This is a genomic window from Erysipelatoclostridium sp. An173, from assembly GCF_002160495.1.
In the GTDB taxonomy this organism is placed as follows: Bacteria; Bacillota_I; Bacilli_A; order Erysipelotrichales; family Coprobacillaceae; genus Thomasclavelia; species Thomasclavelia merdavium.
On the sequence record NZ_NFKR01000018.1, the window covers coordinates 20,913 to 39,018 of the forward strand.

The window sequence follows — 18,106 nt, forward strand, 5'->3', positions numbered from 1 at the left end:
CTTTATGAATAAATATTATAGCTAATTTTTTATTAACGAACAAGCTAACAATAATTAAAATATACTAAATCATTTGAAAAAAATCTGGTTTATGATAGACTAGTAAACTAAGAAAGAGAGGAGAATAAATGGAAATCTTAATAGAACCGATTGAAGAATCGCTAATGAGTATACCGGTTTTATTTTTTGCATACTTAATAGTTGAATATATATCTAGTCAAAATGCTCTTAATAAGATTATGGAGTTTGGTAAAGTTGGACCATTTATCGGGGCAATTTTAGGAAGTATTCCTCAATGTGGCTTTTCAGTTGTTGCTGCTAGATTATATGCAATGCGGTACTTGACAATGGGAACATTATTATCAATATTTATGGCTACTAGCGATGAAGCGTTAGCTATATTGATTGCTCATCCTGATTTATGGGTGATGATGATAATTTTAATTGTTTTAAAAATTGTTATCGGAACGGTTACTGGAATAGTGGTTGATGGCTTTCACCACAAAGGCAAAGAAGATTATGAATATCTTCAAGTAGAACCATGTGATTGTGGTTGTCAAGAAAGTATCTGGATGCCGGCAATTAGACATACAATAACAACATTTATCTTTATTTTACTAACGAATATAGTTTTTACTTATTTAGTTGCAGTTATTGGTGAGGATAATCTAACAAATATTTTAAAAACAAACTGGTTATTACAACCAATTATTGCAGGGATAGTTGGATTCATTCCTAATTGTGCTGGTTCAGTAATTTTAACACAGTTATATGTTGCAGGTGGTTTAAGTTTTGGAGCTTTAGTTACTGGACTTACAACTAGTGCAGGAGTCGGGACATTAGCATTAATACGTTATAATGAAGATAAAAAAGATACAGCCAAAGTATTATTGACTTCATATCTTGTTGCGCTTGTAATAGGTTATATAATTGTAATATTGTTTTAAAGAAGAATGGGGAAAACTCATTCTTTTTTTATTGATAAATTATTTTGCATATTTATTATTTTTTTGCCAAAAATAAATAAAAATGCAAAGGAGTAGTGTCAATGATGCAAAATCAAGATGTAAAAAAAGTTGTTTTAATTGGGACTGGATTAGTTGGGATGTCAATGGCTTATTCACTTTTAAATACTGGTGGTATAGATGAATTGGTTTTAATAGATTTAGATGAGGAAAAAGCCAAAGGTGAAGCAATGGATATGAATCATGGTTTACCATATAGTAAAACTAGTATGAAAATCAAAGTAGGAACTTATCAAGACTGTCAGGATGGAGATATCGTAGTTATAACTGCTGGAGCTGCTCAAAAACCTGGTCAGACAAGATTGGAATTAACAGAAATAAACGCTAAAATTGTTAAATCAATTACTAGTCAGGTTATGGCTAGTGGTTTTGATGGAATATTTATTGTTGCCAGCAATCCGGTTGATTTAATGACTTATGTAGTTAAAAAAGTATCTAATTTGCCAGCTAATCGAGTTATTGGCAGTGGAACAATACTTGATACAGCCAGATTAAGATATTTACTAAGTGATTTTTTAAATGTTGCTCCCGGTAATGTCCATGCCTATATTCTAGGTGAACATGGTGATTCATCGTTTGTTCCTTGGATGAATACGTATATTGGCTGTAAAAGTATGATGGAATATATAATTGAAATGAATATTGATATGAATAACTTACATAAAATTTATGTTGATGTTCGTCAGGCGGCTTATGAAATTATTAAGCGTAAAAATGCTACTTATTATGGTATTGGACTTGCTTTAAATCGTTTAATTAGAGCGGTGATTGATGATGAAAATGCCATTTTAACTGTATCAGCATACCAAAACGGGGAATATAAACAAAAAGGATTATATATTGGGGTACCAGCAATTATTAATCGACAAGGTATCGCTAAAGTTATTCCATTACAACTAAATAATGTTGACCAAAGAAAATTTGACCAGAGTTGTCAAACATTAAAAGAAATGATCATTAATCAAATAGATAACATCATAAATGAATAAATTATGTTATAATAGGGGAAAAGTGGGTGAAAAAAATGAAGAAAATACTTAGTGTTTTACTAATTATGTTTATTATAACAGGATGTCAGCAAGGAAATAGTAGTAAACAAGTAAAATCAAAAGTGCGCCAGCAAGAAGCAAATGGTATTGCTATGCAAGAAGGAAAAGCACAAATAACTAGTTCAACCGGTGTTGAGTTACCAGTTGTTGGTGATAATAAACTGATTGTTATTGATGCCGGTCATCAACGCTATGGCAATAGTTCTAAAGAACCAATTGGACCAGGTGCTAGTACAACTAAAGCGAAAGTAACTACTGGAGCAACTGGAGTATCAACTGGAAAATTAGAATCAGAAATTAATCTTGAAGTAGCTTTTAAATTACAGGAAAAATTAGAGGCTTCAGGTTATAAAGTAATCATGGTACGAACAAGTCAAGATGTTGATATCTCTAATAGTGAACGGGCTGCTGTTGCTAATGAAAATAATGCGGCTGCTTTTATTAGACTTCATTGTAATAGTGATGATTCAAGTAGCGTGACGGGAACTTTAACGATGGCACCATCAACATCAAATCCATATTGCAGTGATATAGCAACTGCAAGTCAAAGTTTATCTAAATCGGTAGTTGATCAAATATGTAATTTAACGGGTAGTAAAAATCGCGGGACAATTATTACAGATACGATGAGTGGAATCAACTGGTGTCAAGTACCAGTAACGATCGTGGAAATGGGATTTTTATCAAATCCTGATGAAGAAAGTAAGTTAATTGATAGTTCTTATCAAGATAAAATTGTTGATGGTATTGTTTTAGGAATAAATGATTTTTTAAGTTAAGATTGGCTATGATTATCATCCAATCTTTTTTTTGATAATGGTTTGGCTTTAAATTAAGTTTATTGATAAAAAATAAAATTAGGTAAATATGCCATATAGTGCATATTTACCCTTTTATTTAATTATCTAAATCTTCACCATTAGAAGCAATAACTTTTTTATACCAATAAAAAGATTTTTTCTTTATCCGTCTAAAAGTCCCATTACCATTATTATCCCTATCAACATAAATAAAACCATATCTTTTTTCCATTTCCCCAGTTCCATTTGAAATCAAATCAATACAGCCCCAAGTAGTATAGCCCATTAAATCAACACCATCTTCTTCAACCGCAGCTTTCATCGCTTGGATGTGTTTCTTTAAATAATCAATACGATAATCATCTTGAATAGAACCATCATTTTCAATAATATCTTTAGCGCCTAAACCATTTTCAACAATAAATAATGGTTTTTGGTAACGATCATAAATTTCATTCATCGTAATTCTTAAACCTAATGGGTCAATTTGCCAACCCCAAGCACTAGTTTGTAAATATGGATTAATAACTGAAGCAAAAATATTACTTTCGGTTTGCTTGCCTTTATCTGGATTGGCACTAGAAACACGAGATGAATAATAAGAAAAACTAATAAAATCGACAGTATTTTCACTTAAAATCTGTTTGTCATTAGCTTCAAATGGTACTTTTGCCTTTCTTTTTTCTATCCATTTTAAGGCATAGTTAGGATAATACCCCCGTGATTGAACATCAATAAACATATAGCTTTCGCGATCATCACATATAGATTGCCAATAATCTTCTGGTTTGCAAGTTTCAGGATAATATGAACCGGCTGCCAGCATACAACCGACCATGTTTTCTGAATTAATTTCATGAGCTAATTTAGTAACTAAGGCGCTGGCAACTAGTTCATGATGCGCACAGGTAATCATAGCTTGTGTTTTATTTTCACCTTTTTCAAATCGTAATCCGGCAGCTACAAATGGAAAATGAAGAATCATATTAATTTCATTGAAAGTTAACCAATATTTAACCAAACCATCATATCTTTCAAACAACACTCGGGCCAGTTTTACAAAACAATCAATCATTTTTCTATTTCTCCAACCACCAAATTTTTGGATAAGATACATTGGACAATCGAAATGATTAATTGTTACTAATGGTTCAATACCATATTTTTTACATTCTTTAAAAATATTTTCATAAAATAATAATCCTTCTTCATTGGGTTCTATTTCATCTCCCTTTGGAAAAATCCTTGTCCAGGCTATAGATAATCTAAAAGTCTTAAAGCCCATTTCAGCCATTAAAGCAATATCCTCTTTATAATGATGATAAAAATCAACCGCTTGATGACTTGGAAAATAATGATCATCTATTTGATCGATCCATTTTTCCCCAATTCCAATAGCATAGCGATCTTTTCCATGGGGCATTAAATCCACATTGGCTAAACCGCGCCCACCTTCAAAAACACCTCCTTCAACTTGATTAGCAGCTGTAGCACCACCCCATAAAAATCCTTCTTTAAATCCCATTTTAAAGACCTCCTTCTAAATATATTTTTAATTTTCCAAAATACGGGATACAAATAAAATAACGATCAAAGATCTTTTGAAATTGTTCAATCATCATCCCATTGCAACATGCCATTATAACAGTACCAATACCGATACCAACTAATTCACCAAATAATACATAAGAGATAATGAATGATATAACTAGAAAACTACAATCAAAACAAGTTTTAAAAATTTTAATAGAAATTTGATATTTTTGGGCAACAACTTTAATAAAAAAATCATAAACTTGTGGATATAGATATGTTTTATAAAACAAAGCTACCGCAAGCCCTGATAAAATCATCCCGATAAAATAATACCCTATTTTCATATTCATAGAAATCGTTAAATTTTGATTGAAAATCCGAACTAAAATCTTTATTAGATCAGAAAATAACGCATATAAAATACCAGTAAGATATGATAGTAGATATGAAATCTTAAATCTTTTCATTACTAAACAAAAAATAATAAACACCATGGTTGCAATTAAATATTCAGCTTGTCCATAAGTTAAAAAATCAAACTTTTCACTTATAATATAAGCAGGACAAACAATCATTGACATGCCTAAATTAGCCATGGACATTAAATTAACAGCAAAAGCTAAAATCACAATTGCAAGAACATAAATAATTTCACTAGATATTGCTTTCTTGTTCATCTTCTTCCCTCCAGGAAATATCTTATAAAAATAGACTTAAAAAAACAAAAAAGTTTCCAATTTGGAAACTAGTTTTGTAATTCTAATAAAAGAATATCAATAATATATTTCATGATATACTCACTATATTTTTCTTCAAGGAGAGGAATAACGATTTGATTTTGACATAGGGTAATGTTTTTGTTACATGTCATTAACCATTTATCAACATTCGCTTCTCTTATTCGCTTAATAATTCGTTTATTATAATGAAACGAATAGCCATTTGTGCTTAAGACAATTAAAAGATCATTTTTAAAAAAAAGATAATCTTTATTAAAATCAACATCACAAATAATTGTTTGAATATCATATATTTGTAACTCTCTTTGCATATTATAACAAAGCGATCTAGCATCACCATGAGCATATAAATAAACTTTATTTGCTTTTTTTATATCTTGCATGAGGTTATGAAGTAAGTTTAAATTAATATGATTAATTGTATATTGGATATTATTAATCATAGTTTTTGTAAAATGCATTACATTTGTTGCAAAACTATCCTGTGGATTTATAAACTTTTTTCTTTTTGTAAGGGAATCTAAATACTGCATACATTCATTTCTAAATTCTTCATAATTTTCATAGTCTAATTTTCTAATACACTTTGATATTTGTCCCTTTGAAATAAAGCATTCTTTGGCAATATCATCAATACTTAATTTGGGGATTCGATGAATATTTGCTTTGATATACGAACATAACTCACCTAGAGTTGTATTTGTTGAATTACTATTTAAAATATCATTCATTTTATCAATAATCATATTATTCACCTCATATACAAATTATAACATGGAATATTTGCAACCACTACTGATAGATCAAAATAAAAAATTTAAAGTGGAATTTAACTTTTCACTTTAGATTTTATAATCTTTTTCAATTTTTACTAAAAAATATTTAGATTATATGCTAAAATATAAAGATGTGAGGATAGAATAGGTATAATAAATATTCAATTAAACAGTTAATAAAAGTAAAATATAGACTTTTATTAGGTGTTTTTGGTTAATAATTATTAAATAATACTAATTAATAACATATTATTAAATACGAGGTTAATAAATAGCCTAACAAAGAGAGGAGGGAGTCGTATTTAGACGACTCAATTATTAAATGGATGATTTTATTCGCCCACAAAAAAATCAAAATCTACAACAAAATCAAGTTCCTGTAAAAAAACCTAAAAAAGGACGACATTTAAAAGAAACCGTCTTTATCATTTGTATGATCGTATGTCTAGGAATTGGTTTTGTTTCTGGATATTTAACTAAACAAGTAGTTCCTGAAAGTGGTAGTTCTTCTAGTGAAACTACAGTAATTGATGAGGCGTATCAAGTATTAAATGATAACTGGTACAACGCTAGTGGTAAAGAGGTTGATATTCAAGGGGATACAATTTCAGCATTAGTTGCTTCGTTGGGGGATCAACATAGCGATTATTATACTTTTGAAGAAGCTGAAGCTTTTAATCAAAGTGTTGATGGTAATTATGTAGGGATTGGTGTTGTCCAAAGAACTGTTAGTCAAGGAACGATGATCATTGAGATTTATCAAGATACTCCAGCGATGGAAGCTGGCTTACAAGTCGGAGATATTATTGCCGGTGTTAATGGACAAGATGTAGCTGGGAAAACAGCTACTGAAATTTCTGACTTAGTTCGCGGGGAAGCTAATACTACTGTTACTTTAACAATTATCCGTGGCGGTAAAGAAATGCAGGTAGATGTTACTAGAAATAATATCGATAGTGCAGTTAAAAGTGAAATTCAAACTAATAATGATAAAAAATTTGGTTATGTGCAGATTAATACTTTTGGAACGACAACAGCAAGCGATTTAGAAGCAGCTTTACAATCATTTGCAGAAGCTAATATAGATACATTAGTTATTGATTTACGTGATAATGGTGGTGGTTATTTAGTTGCTGCTCAAGATGTATTGAATTTATTTTTTGACGAAGGAGATTTATTATTCCAAATGGAATATAAAAATGGAACAGTCGAAAAATATGAAGCTGATGATAGCAAAACATATAATTTTATAAATGGTTATATTCTGGTAAATGGAAACACCGCTTCAGCTTCTGAAGTTGTGGCAGGGGCTTTACAAGAGCAATTAGGCTATAAACTAATTGGTGATCAGACATATGGTAAAGGAACAGCCCAGACCCAAAAACAATTAAGTGATGGTTCTGTTTTGAAGTATACTTATGCTAGATGGTTATTACCTAGTGATACTTGGATTGATGGCAAGGGGTTAACACCTGATTATTCAGTAAGTAATATAGATATTAGTGAAATTACATCAGAAAGTTTAGAAAGTGATATGGGCTATGATAGTGTGGGAACTGCTATAGCTTCAATGCAAAAAATGTTAAACTGTTTAGGTTATACTTGTGATCGCAGTGATGGATATTTTTCAAGTCAAACTGTCACAGCCTTACAACAATTTGAACAAGCTAATAATTTAACGGTTGATGGAATTTATAGTGATGCTGATCGCCAAATCTTAGAAGCGACAGTATTAATCTATGCAAATGATGATGCCAATGATTATCAGTATCAAAAGTTAATGGAGTTAGTCAAATAGAGTTAGTTTTTTTCTAACTCTTTTTATTTATTAATGTAATAATTTGGTAAAAAATATTGAAAGCATAGTTAGTCTAGTAATGGGCATAATTCTTTTAAGTTTGCAAGTTTCTTGTTATAATAGAAAGGACATAGGAGGTGTTTTTATGCCAGATTTTAAACTAGTATCACCATTTTCCCCAATGGGTGATCAAATAACTGCAATTGAACAATTGTTAGATGGGATAAAAGCCGGAAAAAAAGAACAGGTTTTACTAGGTGGAACAGGTACTGGTAAGACTTTTACTGTTTCTAATGTAATTGCGGCAGCTAAAAAACCAACATTGGTTTTAGCACATAATAAAACATTAGCCGGACAGTTATATTCAGAATTAAAAGAGTTTTTTCCTGAAAATCGAGTAGAATATTTTATTTCTAACTTCGATTTTTACCAGCCAGAGGCATATATCCCTGGTCGGGATTTATATATTGATAAAAATGCTAAAACTAATTATGAAATTGAAATGCTTCGTAGTGCAGCTATGAATTCATTGATAGAAAGAGATGATGTTATTGTCGTGGCTTCAGTTGCTTCAATTTATGGATTAGGGAATCCGCAACAATATAAAGAAATGATATTTTCATTGCGGGTAGATCAGGATATTGATCGTCGTGAATTATTGACATATTTAGTTGATCGTCAATATCAGCGAAACGATATTGAACAAACAAAAGGAACTTTTAGAGTACGTGGTGACGTAATCGAAATTGTTCCTGGTCATAGTGAAAGTTATTTAATTAGAATTGAACTATTTGGTGATACTGTTGAAAGAATCAGTGAGGTTGATCCTTTGACCGGACATGTTTTAGGTGTATATAAAACATATACGATTTATCCTGCTTATGGTTATGTAACAACTAAAGAACAAACCTTAAAAGCATGTGATACGATTTTAGCGGAATTAGAAGAACGCTTAGAAGTATTTAAAAATGAAAACAAGTTATTGGAATATGAACGTCTTGAACAAAGAACTCGCCACGATGTTGAAATGTTACGTGAAGTTGGTATGTGTCCTGGAATTGAAAACTATTCACGACATATCGATGGTCGAGCACCAGGACAACGTCCTTATACATTAATAGATTATTTTCCTAAAGATTTTTTATTGATCGTTGATGAAAGTCACGTTATGCTACCACAAATCAGAGGAATGTTTAATGGCGATCGCTCTCGTAAAGAAACCCTTGTAGAATACGGTTTCCGGTTACCAAGTGCTTTAGATAATCGGCCATTACAATTTGATGAATTTGAACAATTAATTAATCAGGCTATCTATGTTTCAGCAACACCTGGAGATTATGAATTAGAGCGAGTTGATCATCATGTAGTTGAACAAATTATTCGTCCAACTGGACTATTGGATCCAATTATTGAAGTTCGTCCAACTAAAGATCAAATCGATGATATCATTAATGAAATTAAGTTACGTCAAGAACAAAACGAACGTGTATTGATTACGACTCTTACTAAACGAATGGCTGAAGATTTAAGTGCTTATTTAAAAGAATTGGGTATTAAAGTTGCTTATCTTCATAGTGATACTAAAACACTAGAACGTACTGAGATTTTAAGAGATTTACGATTAGGTAAATATGATGTTTTAGTTGGAATCAACTTATTAAGAGAAGGATTAGATTTACCAGAAGTTAGTTTAGTATGTATTTTGGATGCTGATAAAGAAGGCTTTTTACGAAGTGAACGTTCTTTGATTCAAACAATCGGAAGAGCTGCTCGTAATAGTAATGGTAAAGTAATTATGTATGGTGATAAAATAACTGATTCAATGGCTTATGCTATTGAAGAAACAAATCGTCGCCGTGGTATCCAAAACAAATATAATAAAGAACATAATATTACCCCAACAACAATTCACAAGGAAATTCGTGATGCTATTCATGGTCAAGAAGTTATTGATGATGCTGCAAGTCTTGTTAAAAAAGGACGAAAAGCTAGCAAGAAAGATAAACAGGCAATGATTCATGAGCTTGAAAAACAAATGAAAGATGCCGCTAAAGTTCTTGATTTTGAAAGAGCAATGGAATTAAGAGATATTATTCTGGAGTTACAAGGTGAAAAATAAATACCAATTTGAAGCTTTAGTAAACCAGATATTTAAAGATATTGATTGCTTAGGCGGACGGGTTTTTCTAGTCGGTGGAATTGTTAGGGATATGTTGATGTATGGTCATGTTGACTATCATGATGTTGATGTAGAAATTTATGATTTAAATATCGACGATTTACAACAAATACTAGGTAAATATGGTAAAGTAAATCTGGTAGGAAAATCATTTGGCATTTTAAAACTAGATAAACTACCTAATTACGATTTTGCCTTGCCGCGAATCGAGCGTAAAAATGGCTTAGGTCATCAAGGTTTTGAAGTGACTGTCAATGAACATTTAGATTTAAAAACAGCTTCATCAAGACGTGATTTTACTATCAATACTATTATGTATGAAGTAAAAACAGGAAAGATTTATGATTTTTATCATGGAATTGATGATATTAATAAACGAACAATCAGAATGGTTAATGCTAGTAGTTTTGCTGAAGACCCTTTGCGTGTGTTAAGAGCAGCACAGTTTGCTTCAAGATTTGATTATTATATCGACCCTAATACAAAAGCCATCTGTAAAAAAATGGTACAAGAAAAGTTATTAGATACTTTAAGCAATGAACGCATTTTCCAAGAATATAATAAATTACTGTTAAGTATGCGTCCTTCAATTGGGTTAACTTTTCTAAAAGAAATTAAAGCTTTGTGGCCATGTCTAGATATTTTATCATCAACAATGCAACGATTAGACTTCCATCCTGAAGGTGACGTTTGGAAACATACTTTATTAGTAACAGATTTAGCGGCTTTATGTCGCCATAAAACAAGTAATCCATTAGGTTTTATGTGGAGTGCCTTGCTTCATGATATTGGAAAGCCTGAAGTAACGACGCCAGAAGGAAGGGCACCACGCCATAATGAATCCGGTGTTAAGATTTTTGATAGCCAGGTTACTTGTTATATACCAGATAAAAAATTACAGCGTTACATTAGAACAATGATTTATTATCATATGCATTTAATGAATATGGTAAGAAATGGTGCTCGTGATTATGGCTATTTTAAAATTCTAAAAGGAATAAATGGAATTGTACCGGTAGATGACTTAATTTTAATAACAAAATGTGATAAACTAGGTAGATATAAAGATGAACATGAAAATATTAATCGATTTGATTATGTGATGAAAGAAAAAATGGCTCGATTAGGTAAAGAGGCTAAAGAGCCAGTGATAAATGGTAATGATTTAAAAGGACTTGGCATTGAGCCATCATCCAAATATAAAGAGATATTAGAGTGGGCATATGATCAACAGCTAAAAGGACATGATCGTGTGGCTATATTAAAGATGTTAAAAGGTAGGTAAAATATGGAACATGATAAACTGGTCATTAAAGGGGCTAGAGAAAATAATTTAAAAAATATCGATATCGAGATTCCTAAAAATAAATTAGTAATTATGACGGGATTATCTGGTTCTGGTAAAACTTCGTTAGCGTTTGACACAATTTATGCTGAAGGACAGCGTCGTTATGTTGAATCATTAAGTGCTTATGCCAGACAGTTTTTAGGGAATATGGAAAAGCCGGATGTTGATAGTATCGAAGGATTATCGCCAGCTATTGCAATTGATCAAAAAACGACTTCTAATAACCCTCGTTCAACAGTAGGAACTGTAACAGAAATCTTTGATTATTTGCGATTATTATATGCAAGAATTGGAAAAGCATATTGTCCTAACCATGGTATTGTCATTGAGTCACAAACTATTAAACAAATGGCAGATACAATTGATAAATATCCAGATGGATCAAAATTGCAGGTTTTAGCTCGGGTAGTTAAAAATCGTAAAGGAACTTTCAAAGATTTATTTGAAGATTTGTTGAAAGATGGTTATATCAGAGTACAAGTCGATGGTGAAGTTATGCTTCTTGATGAAGAAATTAAACTTGATAAAAACAAAAAGCATAATATTGATGTTGTAATTGATAGAATTGTAAAAAAAGAAGGCTATCGTAGTCGTTTAATAGATTCTTTAGAAGTCGGTTTGAAATTAACCGGTGGTGAGGTTATTGTTGCCAATTTAAGTGAAGGAACAGAAAATTTATTTTCAGAACATCTTGCATGTCCTGAATGTGGGTTTAGTGTTCCTAAATTAGAACCACGCTTATTTTCTTTCAATAATCCTTTAGGAGCTTGTCCTGACTGTCGTGGGTTAGGAATTAAAAATGAAGTTGATGAGGATTTATTGATTCCTGATTGGAATTTGAGTATTAATCAAGGTGGAATTCGGTTTTTTAAGTCATCAGTAGGAACTGAACGAATTGAATGGCAGCGTTTTTTAGTTTTATGTCGTCATTATAAAATTGATTTAGATAAGCCGTTAAAAGATTTTACTAAAAAAGAATTAAAGATTATTTTTGAAGGTTCAGATAAACCAATTTCATATGAGATTGTTTCAAGTAGCGGTAATGTTTCTAAAACAACTCGTCCAATTGAAGGGGTAAAAAAATTAATTGAACGTCGTTATGAAGAAACAACTTCTTCATGGTCAAAAGAATGGTATGCCTCATTTATGGCTGAACATACTTGCCCAACATGTAAAGGACGTCGTTTAAATGAACAGGTTTTAAGTGTTCGTGTTGGTGGTTTAAATATCAGTGAGTTTACTGATATGTCAATTGAAAAAGCATTAGATTTTGTTAATAATTTAAAATTGAACGAATATGAAGCTAAAATCGCTAATCTGGTTTTAAAAGAAATAAAAGATCGTCTAACATTTTTAAATGATGTTGGTTTAGGGTATTTAACGTTATCAAGAAAAGCTGGTGGTTTATCAGGTGGAGAAGCGCAGCGTATTAGATTAGCAACTCAAATCGGTTCGCGCCTAACTGGGGTATTATATGTATTAGATGAACCATCAATTGGATTGCATCAACGTGATAACGATAAATTGATTGCAACATTGCAAAATATTCGTGATCTTGGTAATAGTGTATTAGTAGTTGAACATGATGAAGATACAATGAAAGCAAGTGATTTTATTGTTGATATTGGTCCTGGAGCCGGGGTTCATGGTGGTCAGGTAATTGTTGCTGGAACGCCACAAGAGGTGATGGACTGTCCTAAATCGATTACTGGTCAATATTTATCAGGACGGCTTAAAATACCAGTACCTAAAAAACGTCGTAAAGGCAATGGTAACTTTATTCAAATTAAAGGTGCTCGTGAAAACAACTTAAAAAATATCAATGTTAAATTCCCGCTAGGAACGTTAACCGTTGTTACAGGTGTTTCTGGTAGTGGTAAAAGTACCCTTGTCAATGAAATTATGGGTAAAGCAATGATGGCTAAAATCTATCATTCTAAAGAAAAACCAGGAAAACATCGTGAAATCTTAGGATTAGAAAATATTGATAAAGTAATTGAAGTTAGTCAAGATCCAATTGGAAGAACACCACGTTCTAATCCAGTTACTTATACAGGTGTTTTTGATGATATTCGTGATTTATTTGCGCAAACTAATGAAGCTAAAATGCGTGGATATGATAAAGGTAGATTTAGTTTCAACGTTAAAGGTGGTCGCTGTGAAGCTTGTCAAGGTGATGGGCTAAAGAGAATTTCAATGCATTTTTTACCTGATGTATATGTTCCATGTGAACAATGTGGTGGAAAACGTTATAACGAAGAAACTTTACAAGTTACATATAAAGATAAAAATATTTATGATGTTTTAGAAATGACAGTCGAGGATGCAGTTGAATTCTTTGGTAATTTACCAAAAATTAAAACTAAGATGAAAACATTAGAAGATGTTGGATTAGGTTATATAAAATTAGGACAAAGTGCAACTACTTTATCAGGTGGAGAAGCACAACGTGTCAAACTAGCAAGTGAATTACAGAAAAAACCAACTGGCAAAACTGTTTATATTTTAGATGAGCCGACTACTGGTTTACATAGTAGTGATGTTGCCAAATTGATTGAAGTTTTACAAAGAATTGTTGATCAGGGTGATACAGTTATAATAATTGAACATAATTTAGATGTTATTAAAGTAGCTGATTATATTGTTGACCTTGGTCCAGAAGGTGGCGATGGTGGTGGAACTGTTGTAGTTTTCGGTACTCCAGAAAAAGTCGCTAAGTGTGAAAAAAGTTATACTGGAATGTTTTTAAAGAAAATGTTATAGGGAGGAAGCATAATGCCAAAGTCAATTACTGTAGGTGAATTATTAAATAATGATCATTATGTTCAAGTAACTGGTGATGAAAAATCTTTAGAACGGCCGATATTTGTAGCTGAAATTAATCGTCCTGGTTTTGAGTTGGCAGGATTTTTTAAACATAGTGATTTTCGAAGAATTATTATTTTTGGTGATAAAGAATCAGCCTTTATTAATGAAATGTCTGAAGAAAGACAACGTGAAATATTTCCATTTTTAATTAATGATGAGGTTCCATGTATTATTGTCGCTAAAGGAAATGAATGTCCAGCTATTTTAATTGAGATCGCTCGTAAGAAAAATTTTCCTATTTTCGTAACTGAGTCAGCTACTGGGCGAGTTTCAATTGAATTAACTAATATTCTTGATGAAGTCTTAGCACCAGAAACACTTATTCATGGAGTTTTCTTAAATATTTATGGTAAGGGTGTAATTATAAAAGGTGATAGTGGAATTGGTAAATCAGAAATCGCTTTAGAGTTAATCAAAAGAGGCCATTTATTAGTTGCTGATGATGCTGTTGAATTATATCACTTAGGACAAAGTATCGTCGGTAAAGCACCTGAAGTTCTAGCAAATTTATTGGAAATTAGAGGAATTGGTGTTATTGATGTATCTAAAATGTTTGGAATTAGCTCAATTTTAGATAAAGATGAAGTTAACTTAATTATTCAATTAGACCGTTGGGTACCATCACGTGAATATACACGGGTTGGTGTTGAAGAAAATGAAGCTACTGAAGAAATTCTAGGTGTTAAAATTCCTAAAGTAGTTGTACCTGTTTCAAGTGGACGTAGTATGTCAGTGATTATTGAAGCTGCAGTTATGAATATGCGTTTACGCGAATACGGTGTTGATTCTAGTAAAGAATTTGTTGATAGAATTTTGAAAAATATTGATAAAAATAAGGGGTAGAATATGACTTTTTTTCCTGATGCAAAAACGTTCGTACAAATAGGATCACTTTCAATTGCCTGGTATGCAGTTTTTATTATCACAGGAGCGTTTATTGCTTATAAACTTGGACAACATAATTTTAAAAAAATAGGCTATGATCCAGAAGTTTTATCAGATTACTTTTTTGGGGTAATGATTACTGGTATCTTAGGAGCCAGGTTATGGTATGTTATTTTTATGTGGGATGAGATTTATGCTCAAAACCCATTAGAAATTATCATGTTCCGTCATGGTGGTCTGGCAATTCAAGGCGGGTTGATAGCTGGAATTGCTTTTAGCTTATGGTATTTTAAAAAACATAATATTGATTATATGGTTGCTGGTGATGCAATTATGCCTGGGGTTTTAATAGCTCAAGCTTTTGGACGTTGGGGAAATTTCTTTAACCAAGAAGCTTATGGAAGTGCTGTAAGTTTAGATTTTCTACAATCACTTCACTTACCAGATTTTATCATTAATGGTATGCATATTAATGGTGTATATTATCAGCCAACGTTTTTGTATGAATCAGTAGCGAATGTTATTGGATTCTTGTTGATATTTTTTGTTATTCGTAAAATTCAAACTAAGCAGGGCGAACAGTTTTTCTCTTATTTTATCTGGTATGGTATTATAAGATTCTTTATTGAAGGTTTACGTACCGATAGTTTATATGTGATGGGATTTAGAACTGCCCAGTTAGTATCAATTGCGTTTGTTATTGTTGGAGTAATTGGCTTTATTTATTGTAAAAAACGAGGCAAACCAGTTATTAAAGAAATGAAAGCTTAAATTAATTACACTCTATAATTTAGAAATGGATTATAGGGTGTATTTTTTTATTTTGAAAAACGTTGAATAAATCTAAATATTTTTATCTTGGAAGATATTTTTCAAAAAAATAATAATACTTTTTTATCAATCAATTAAAAATTATATTTATTTTGATAAAAATAAATATAATAAAAGATATGTGGGAGGCGATATAAATGATAAAAACTAATCTATTAAAAGCTGGGGAAGAATTATGATGGATGAATTTTTAAAAGACATTCATACTGAAATATTTTATTATTGGATATTGAATCAAAAAAATAGGTTATATCGTTGCTTTCAAGATCCTGATAATCATCAGATTATTATTTTAGAAAATGAAGATAGTCAAGGAATTATTACTTTCAATAAATATAATATTATTGAATTAACAGTAGTTAATAAAATAAAGCATAAAACAGAATTTTATCTTCATTTTCAAATGAAAAATCTTCATCACGCAAAACATCTTTTTGAAGAAATGGTAAAAACAATTAAAAAAATTTCAACTACGCCATCAACTAAGATACTTCTTTGTTGTTCAGGAGGATTAACAACAGGTTATTTTGCTGAAAAAATTAATGAAATATCAAGACTATTAGATTTAGATATTGAAGCTAGGGCGACACGATATCTTGATGTCTATGAAAAAGGGCTTAATTATGATTATGTTTTATTAGCACCCCAGATATCATATCTTTGTGCTAATATTCAAAAAGTATTGAAAGAACAAAAGGTTCTTAAAATACCACCTAAAGTTTTTGCTAAATATGATGTATTAAACTTAATCAGATTTATTAGTAATTATAATAATAAAACAAATATAATAAATAAAGATAGTGATCGATTATTAATTAAAAGAAATGTTGAATTAGACACAATGATATTATGCTTATCAGTTTATAAAAATAGTGGCAAAGTATATATTGACTATCGTATTTATGATAAGAATAAAAAAATTATTTATCAAAATGAAATTATAAAACAAACAATTGCTATCGAAGATATTTACGATGTATTAGATATTGTTTTAGTTAATTATGATAAAATTGAAAAGATTGCAATTTCATTACCTGGAGTAGTAGATTCAGGAAAAGTTGTTAGTACATTTGTTGTAAATGCTAATAATATTGATTTAGCAAAAGAGTTAAAGCGAAAGTACCAAAAAGAATTTATTATTGCTAATGATATAAATGCAGCTGCAATTGGATATTATGGTGTACAGGATATTTATGATTCTTTTTGTTTTTTATTTCAGCCAATTGGTTTGGATGCTGGTTTAGGAACAGTAATTAATGGTGAGTTAATTCAAGGTAATTTTCATCTGGCTGGTGAAGTTAAATTTCTGCCACTAGAACTATCTGAGAATAAAGCTGAGTTAAATAAAACCCCTGAAGGAATCAATGAGTTAGTTTATAAAATGATCGTTACAATCTCATGTATAATCGCACCAGAAGTGTTTGTTATTTATAGTGATATGGTTAATGATGTGGATTTAATAAAAACTAAAGTTGAACAAAGATTTAATAAAGATGTTGCAAATTTTACAGTTAAGATCGTTAAAGTGGAACATCTACAAGAGTATATATTAGCTGGCTTGATGATATTAGGGGCAAGAGATTATAATAAACAAAAATTATAGTCTTTTTATTGTTAGTTATATCGATTTTTATCTATATAAAATAGGCACTAGTGTAGTTACAAACACTAATGCCCATTAAGTTTAATATTAAATTAGTTTGTATTTACTTGTTTTAAAATATCTAAAGCATATTTTTTAGCGTTATCTAAATCGCTTTGATCAGGATGACTTAAGGCAGCATCAAAATTATCAAGACTAACTTGTAGCCTTTTATCTTCAGGATGTTCTTGAATCATTTTGACATAACGTTCTCTTGTTGCAAGAGGCATCTTACCTTGGCAGAAAAAATGTCCTAAAATCTGATTGCTAGAATCAACAGTAGTATCAAAACGAGCTGCTAGTTTATCATAATATTCTTGACTACCACCAAATCCAGCGGTTGCAAAAAAAGCAATCTTTTTATTTTTTAATGATTTTAAAATCTCTTGGATTTTATGACTACAATTTCCTTTATCAATCCAGGTACCTAAAAAAATCAAATCAGCATCATCAATACTTTCAATTAATTCTATATTTTGCTCTTGGCATGTTTCTTGAATACATGAGGCAATTTGTTTGGTATTGCCAGTATTACTATCAAAAATAATCGTAACTTTCATAAATTTTCACCTCTTAGATATATAGTATAAACTTAATTGGCTAAATAATAAAGCATATTGTTTATTGCT

Annotated in this window: 14 protein-coding genes; 10 read left to right on the forward strand and 4 right to left on the reverse strand. The window is 30.8% G+C overall.

The window, feature by feature from the left end; all coding sequences use genetic code 11:
• Window positions 1-128: 128 nt before the first annotated feature.
• The 3 genes from B5F09_RS08820 (at window position 129) to B5F09_RS08830 (ending at window position 2,853) form a co-directional block, all read left to right on the forward strand.
• Window positions 129-947, forward strand: a complete 819-nt coding sequence (locus tag B5F09_RS08820; RefSeq protein ID WP_087373668.1) for a putative manganese transporter — start codon at window positions 129-131, stop codon at window positions 945-947.
• A 101-nt stretch (window positions 948-1,048) separates the two neighbouring features.
• Window positions 1,049-2,014, forward strand: a complete 966-nt coding sequence (locus B5F09_RS08825) for an L-lactate dehydrogenase (RefSeq protein WP_087373670.1) — start codon at window positions 1,049-1,051, stop codon at window positions 2,012-2,014.
• Window positions 2,015-2,049: 35 nt separating this feature from the next.
• Complete coding sequence (locus tag B5F09_RS08830; protein WP_087302875.1) at window positions 2,050-2,853, forward strand: N-acetylmuramoyl-L-alanine amidase; 804 nt, start codon at window positions 2,050-2,052, stop codon at window positions 2,851-2,853.
• 118 nt (window positions 2,854-2,971) lie between these two features.
• On the opposite strand, the gene B5F09_RS08835 is transcribed toward B5F09_RS08830, so the two are convergent.
• The 3 genes from B5F09_RS08835 to B5F09_RS08845 form a co-directional block, all read right to left on the reverse strand.
• Window positions 2,972-4,399: a 6-phospho-beta-glucosidase gene (locus B5F09_RS08835; protein ID WP_087373672.1), complete on the reverse strand. Its 1,428-nt coding sequence runs from the start codon at window positions 4,397-4,399 to the stop codon at window positions 2,972-2,974.
• A 1-nt stretch (window position 4,400) separates the two neighbouring features.
• Entirely contained in the window at window positions 4,401-5,087 is a 687-nt protein-coding gene (locus tag B5F09_RS08840) for a DUF6198 family protein (RefSeq protein WP_087373674.1), read from the reverse strand.
• Between the two features lie 68 nt (window positions 5,088-5,155).
• Entirely contained in the window at window positions 5,156-5,896 is a 741-nt protein-coding gene (locus B5F09_RS08845) for a MurR/RpiR family transcriptional regulator (RefSeq protein WP_087373676.1), read from the reverse strand.
• A 352-nt stretch (window positions 5,897-6,248) separates the two neighbouring features.
• Between B5F09_RS08845 and B5F09_RS08850 the strand changes: the two genes are divergently transcribed.
• From B5F09_RS08850 to B5F09_RS08880, 7 genes are all read left to right on the forward strand, one after another.
• Window positions 6,249-7,724, forward strand: coding sequence for a S41 family peptidase (locus B5F09_RS08850; protein WP_087373678.1), 1,476 nt, complete (start codon window positions 6,249-6,251; stop codon window positions 7,722-7,724).
• A gap of 145 nt (window positions 7,725-7,869) precedes the next feature.
• Complete coding sequence (gene uvrB, locus B5F09_RS08855) at window positions 7,870-9,843, forward strand: excinuclease ABC subunit UvrB (RefSeq protein ID WP_087298712.1); 1,974 nt, start codon at window positions 7,870-7,872, stop codon at window positions 9,841-9,843.
• Window positions 9,833-11,188, forward strand: a complete 1,356-nt coding sequence (locus tag B5F09_RS08860; protein ID WP_087373680.1) for a CCA tRNA nucleotidyltransferase — start codon at window positions 9,833-9,835, stop codon at window positions 11,186-11,188. Before uvrB ends, B5F09_RS08860 begins: the two co-directional genes overlap by 11 nt.
• 3 nt (window positions 11,189-11,191) lie before the next feature.
• Window positions 11,192-14,014: an excinuclease ABC subunit UvrA gene (gene uvrA / locus B5F09_RS08865; RefSeq protein ID WP_087373681.1), complete on the forward strand. Its 2,823-nt coding sequence runs from the start codon at window positions 11,192-11,194 to the stop codon at window positions 14,012-14,014.
• Window positions 14,015-14,026: 12 nt separating this feature from the next.
• On the forward strand, window positions 14,027-14,962 hold the full coding sequence (gene hprK / locus B5F09_RS08870; RefSeq protein WP_087298709.1) for an HPr(Ser) kinase/phosphatase: 936 nt from the start codon (window positions 14,027-14,029) through the stop codon (window positions 14,960-14,962).
• A gap of 3 nt (window positions 14,963-14,965) precedes the next feature.
• A complete protein-coding gene (lgt, locus tag B5F09_RS08875; RefSeq protein ID WP_087373682.1) occupies window positions 14,966-15,775 on the forward strand; it encodes a prolipoprotein diacylglyceryl transferase in 810 nt (269 codons plus the stop codon).
• 238 nt (window positions 15,776-16,013) lie between these two features.
• Complete coding sequence (locus B5F09_RS08880; RefSeq protein WP_158095834.1) at window positions 16,014-17,438, forward strand: ROK family protein; 1,425 nt, start codon at window positions 16,014-16,016, stop codon at window positions 17,436-17,438.
• A gap of 92 nt (window positions 17,439-17,530) precedes the next feature.
• Here B5F09_RS08880 and bilS read toward each other — a convergent pair whose 3' ends face one another.
• Window positions 17,531-18,037 carry a flavodoxin family protein BilS gene (bilS, locus tag B5F09_RS08885; protein ID WP_087373686.1) on the reverse strand — a complete coding sequence of 169 codons (507 nt, stop codon included), beginning with the start codon at window positions 18,035-18,037 and terminating at the stop codon, window positions 17,531-17,533.
• Window positions 18,038-18,106 lie beyond the last annotated feature (69 nt).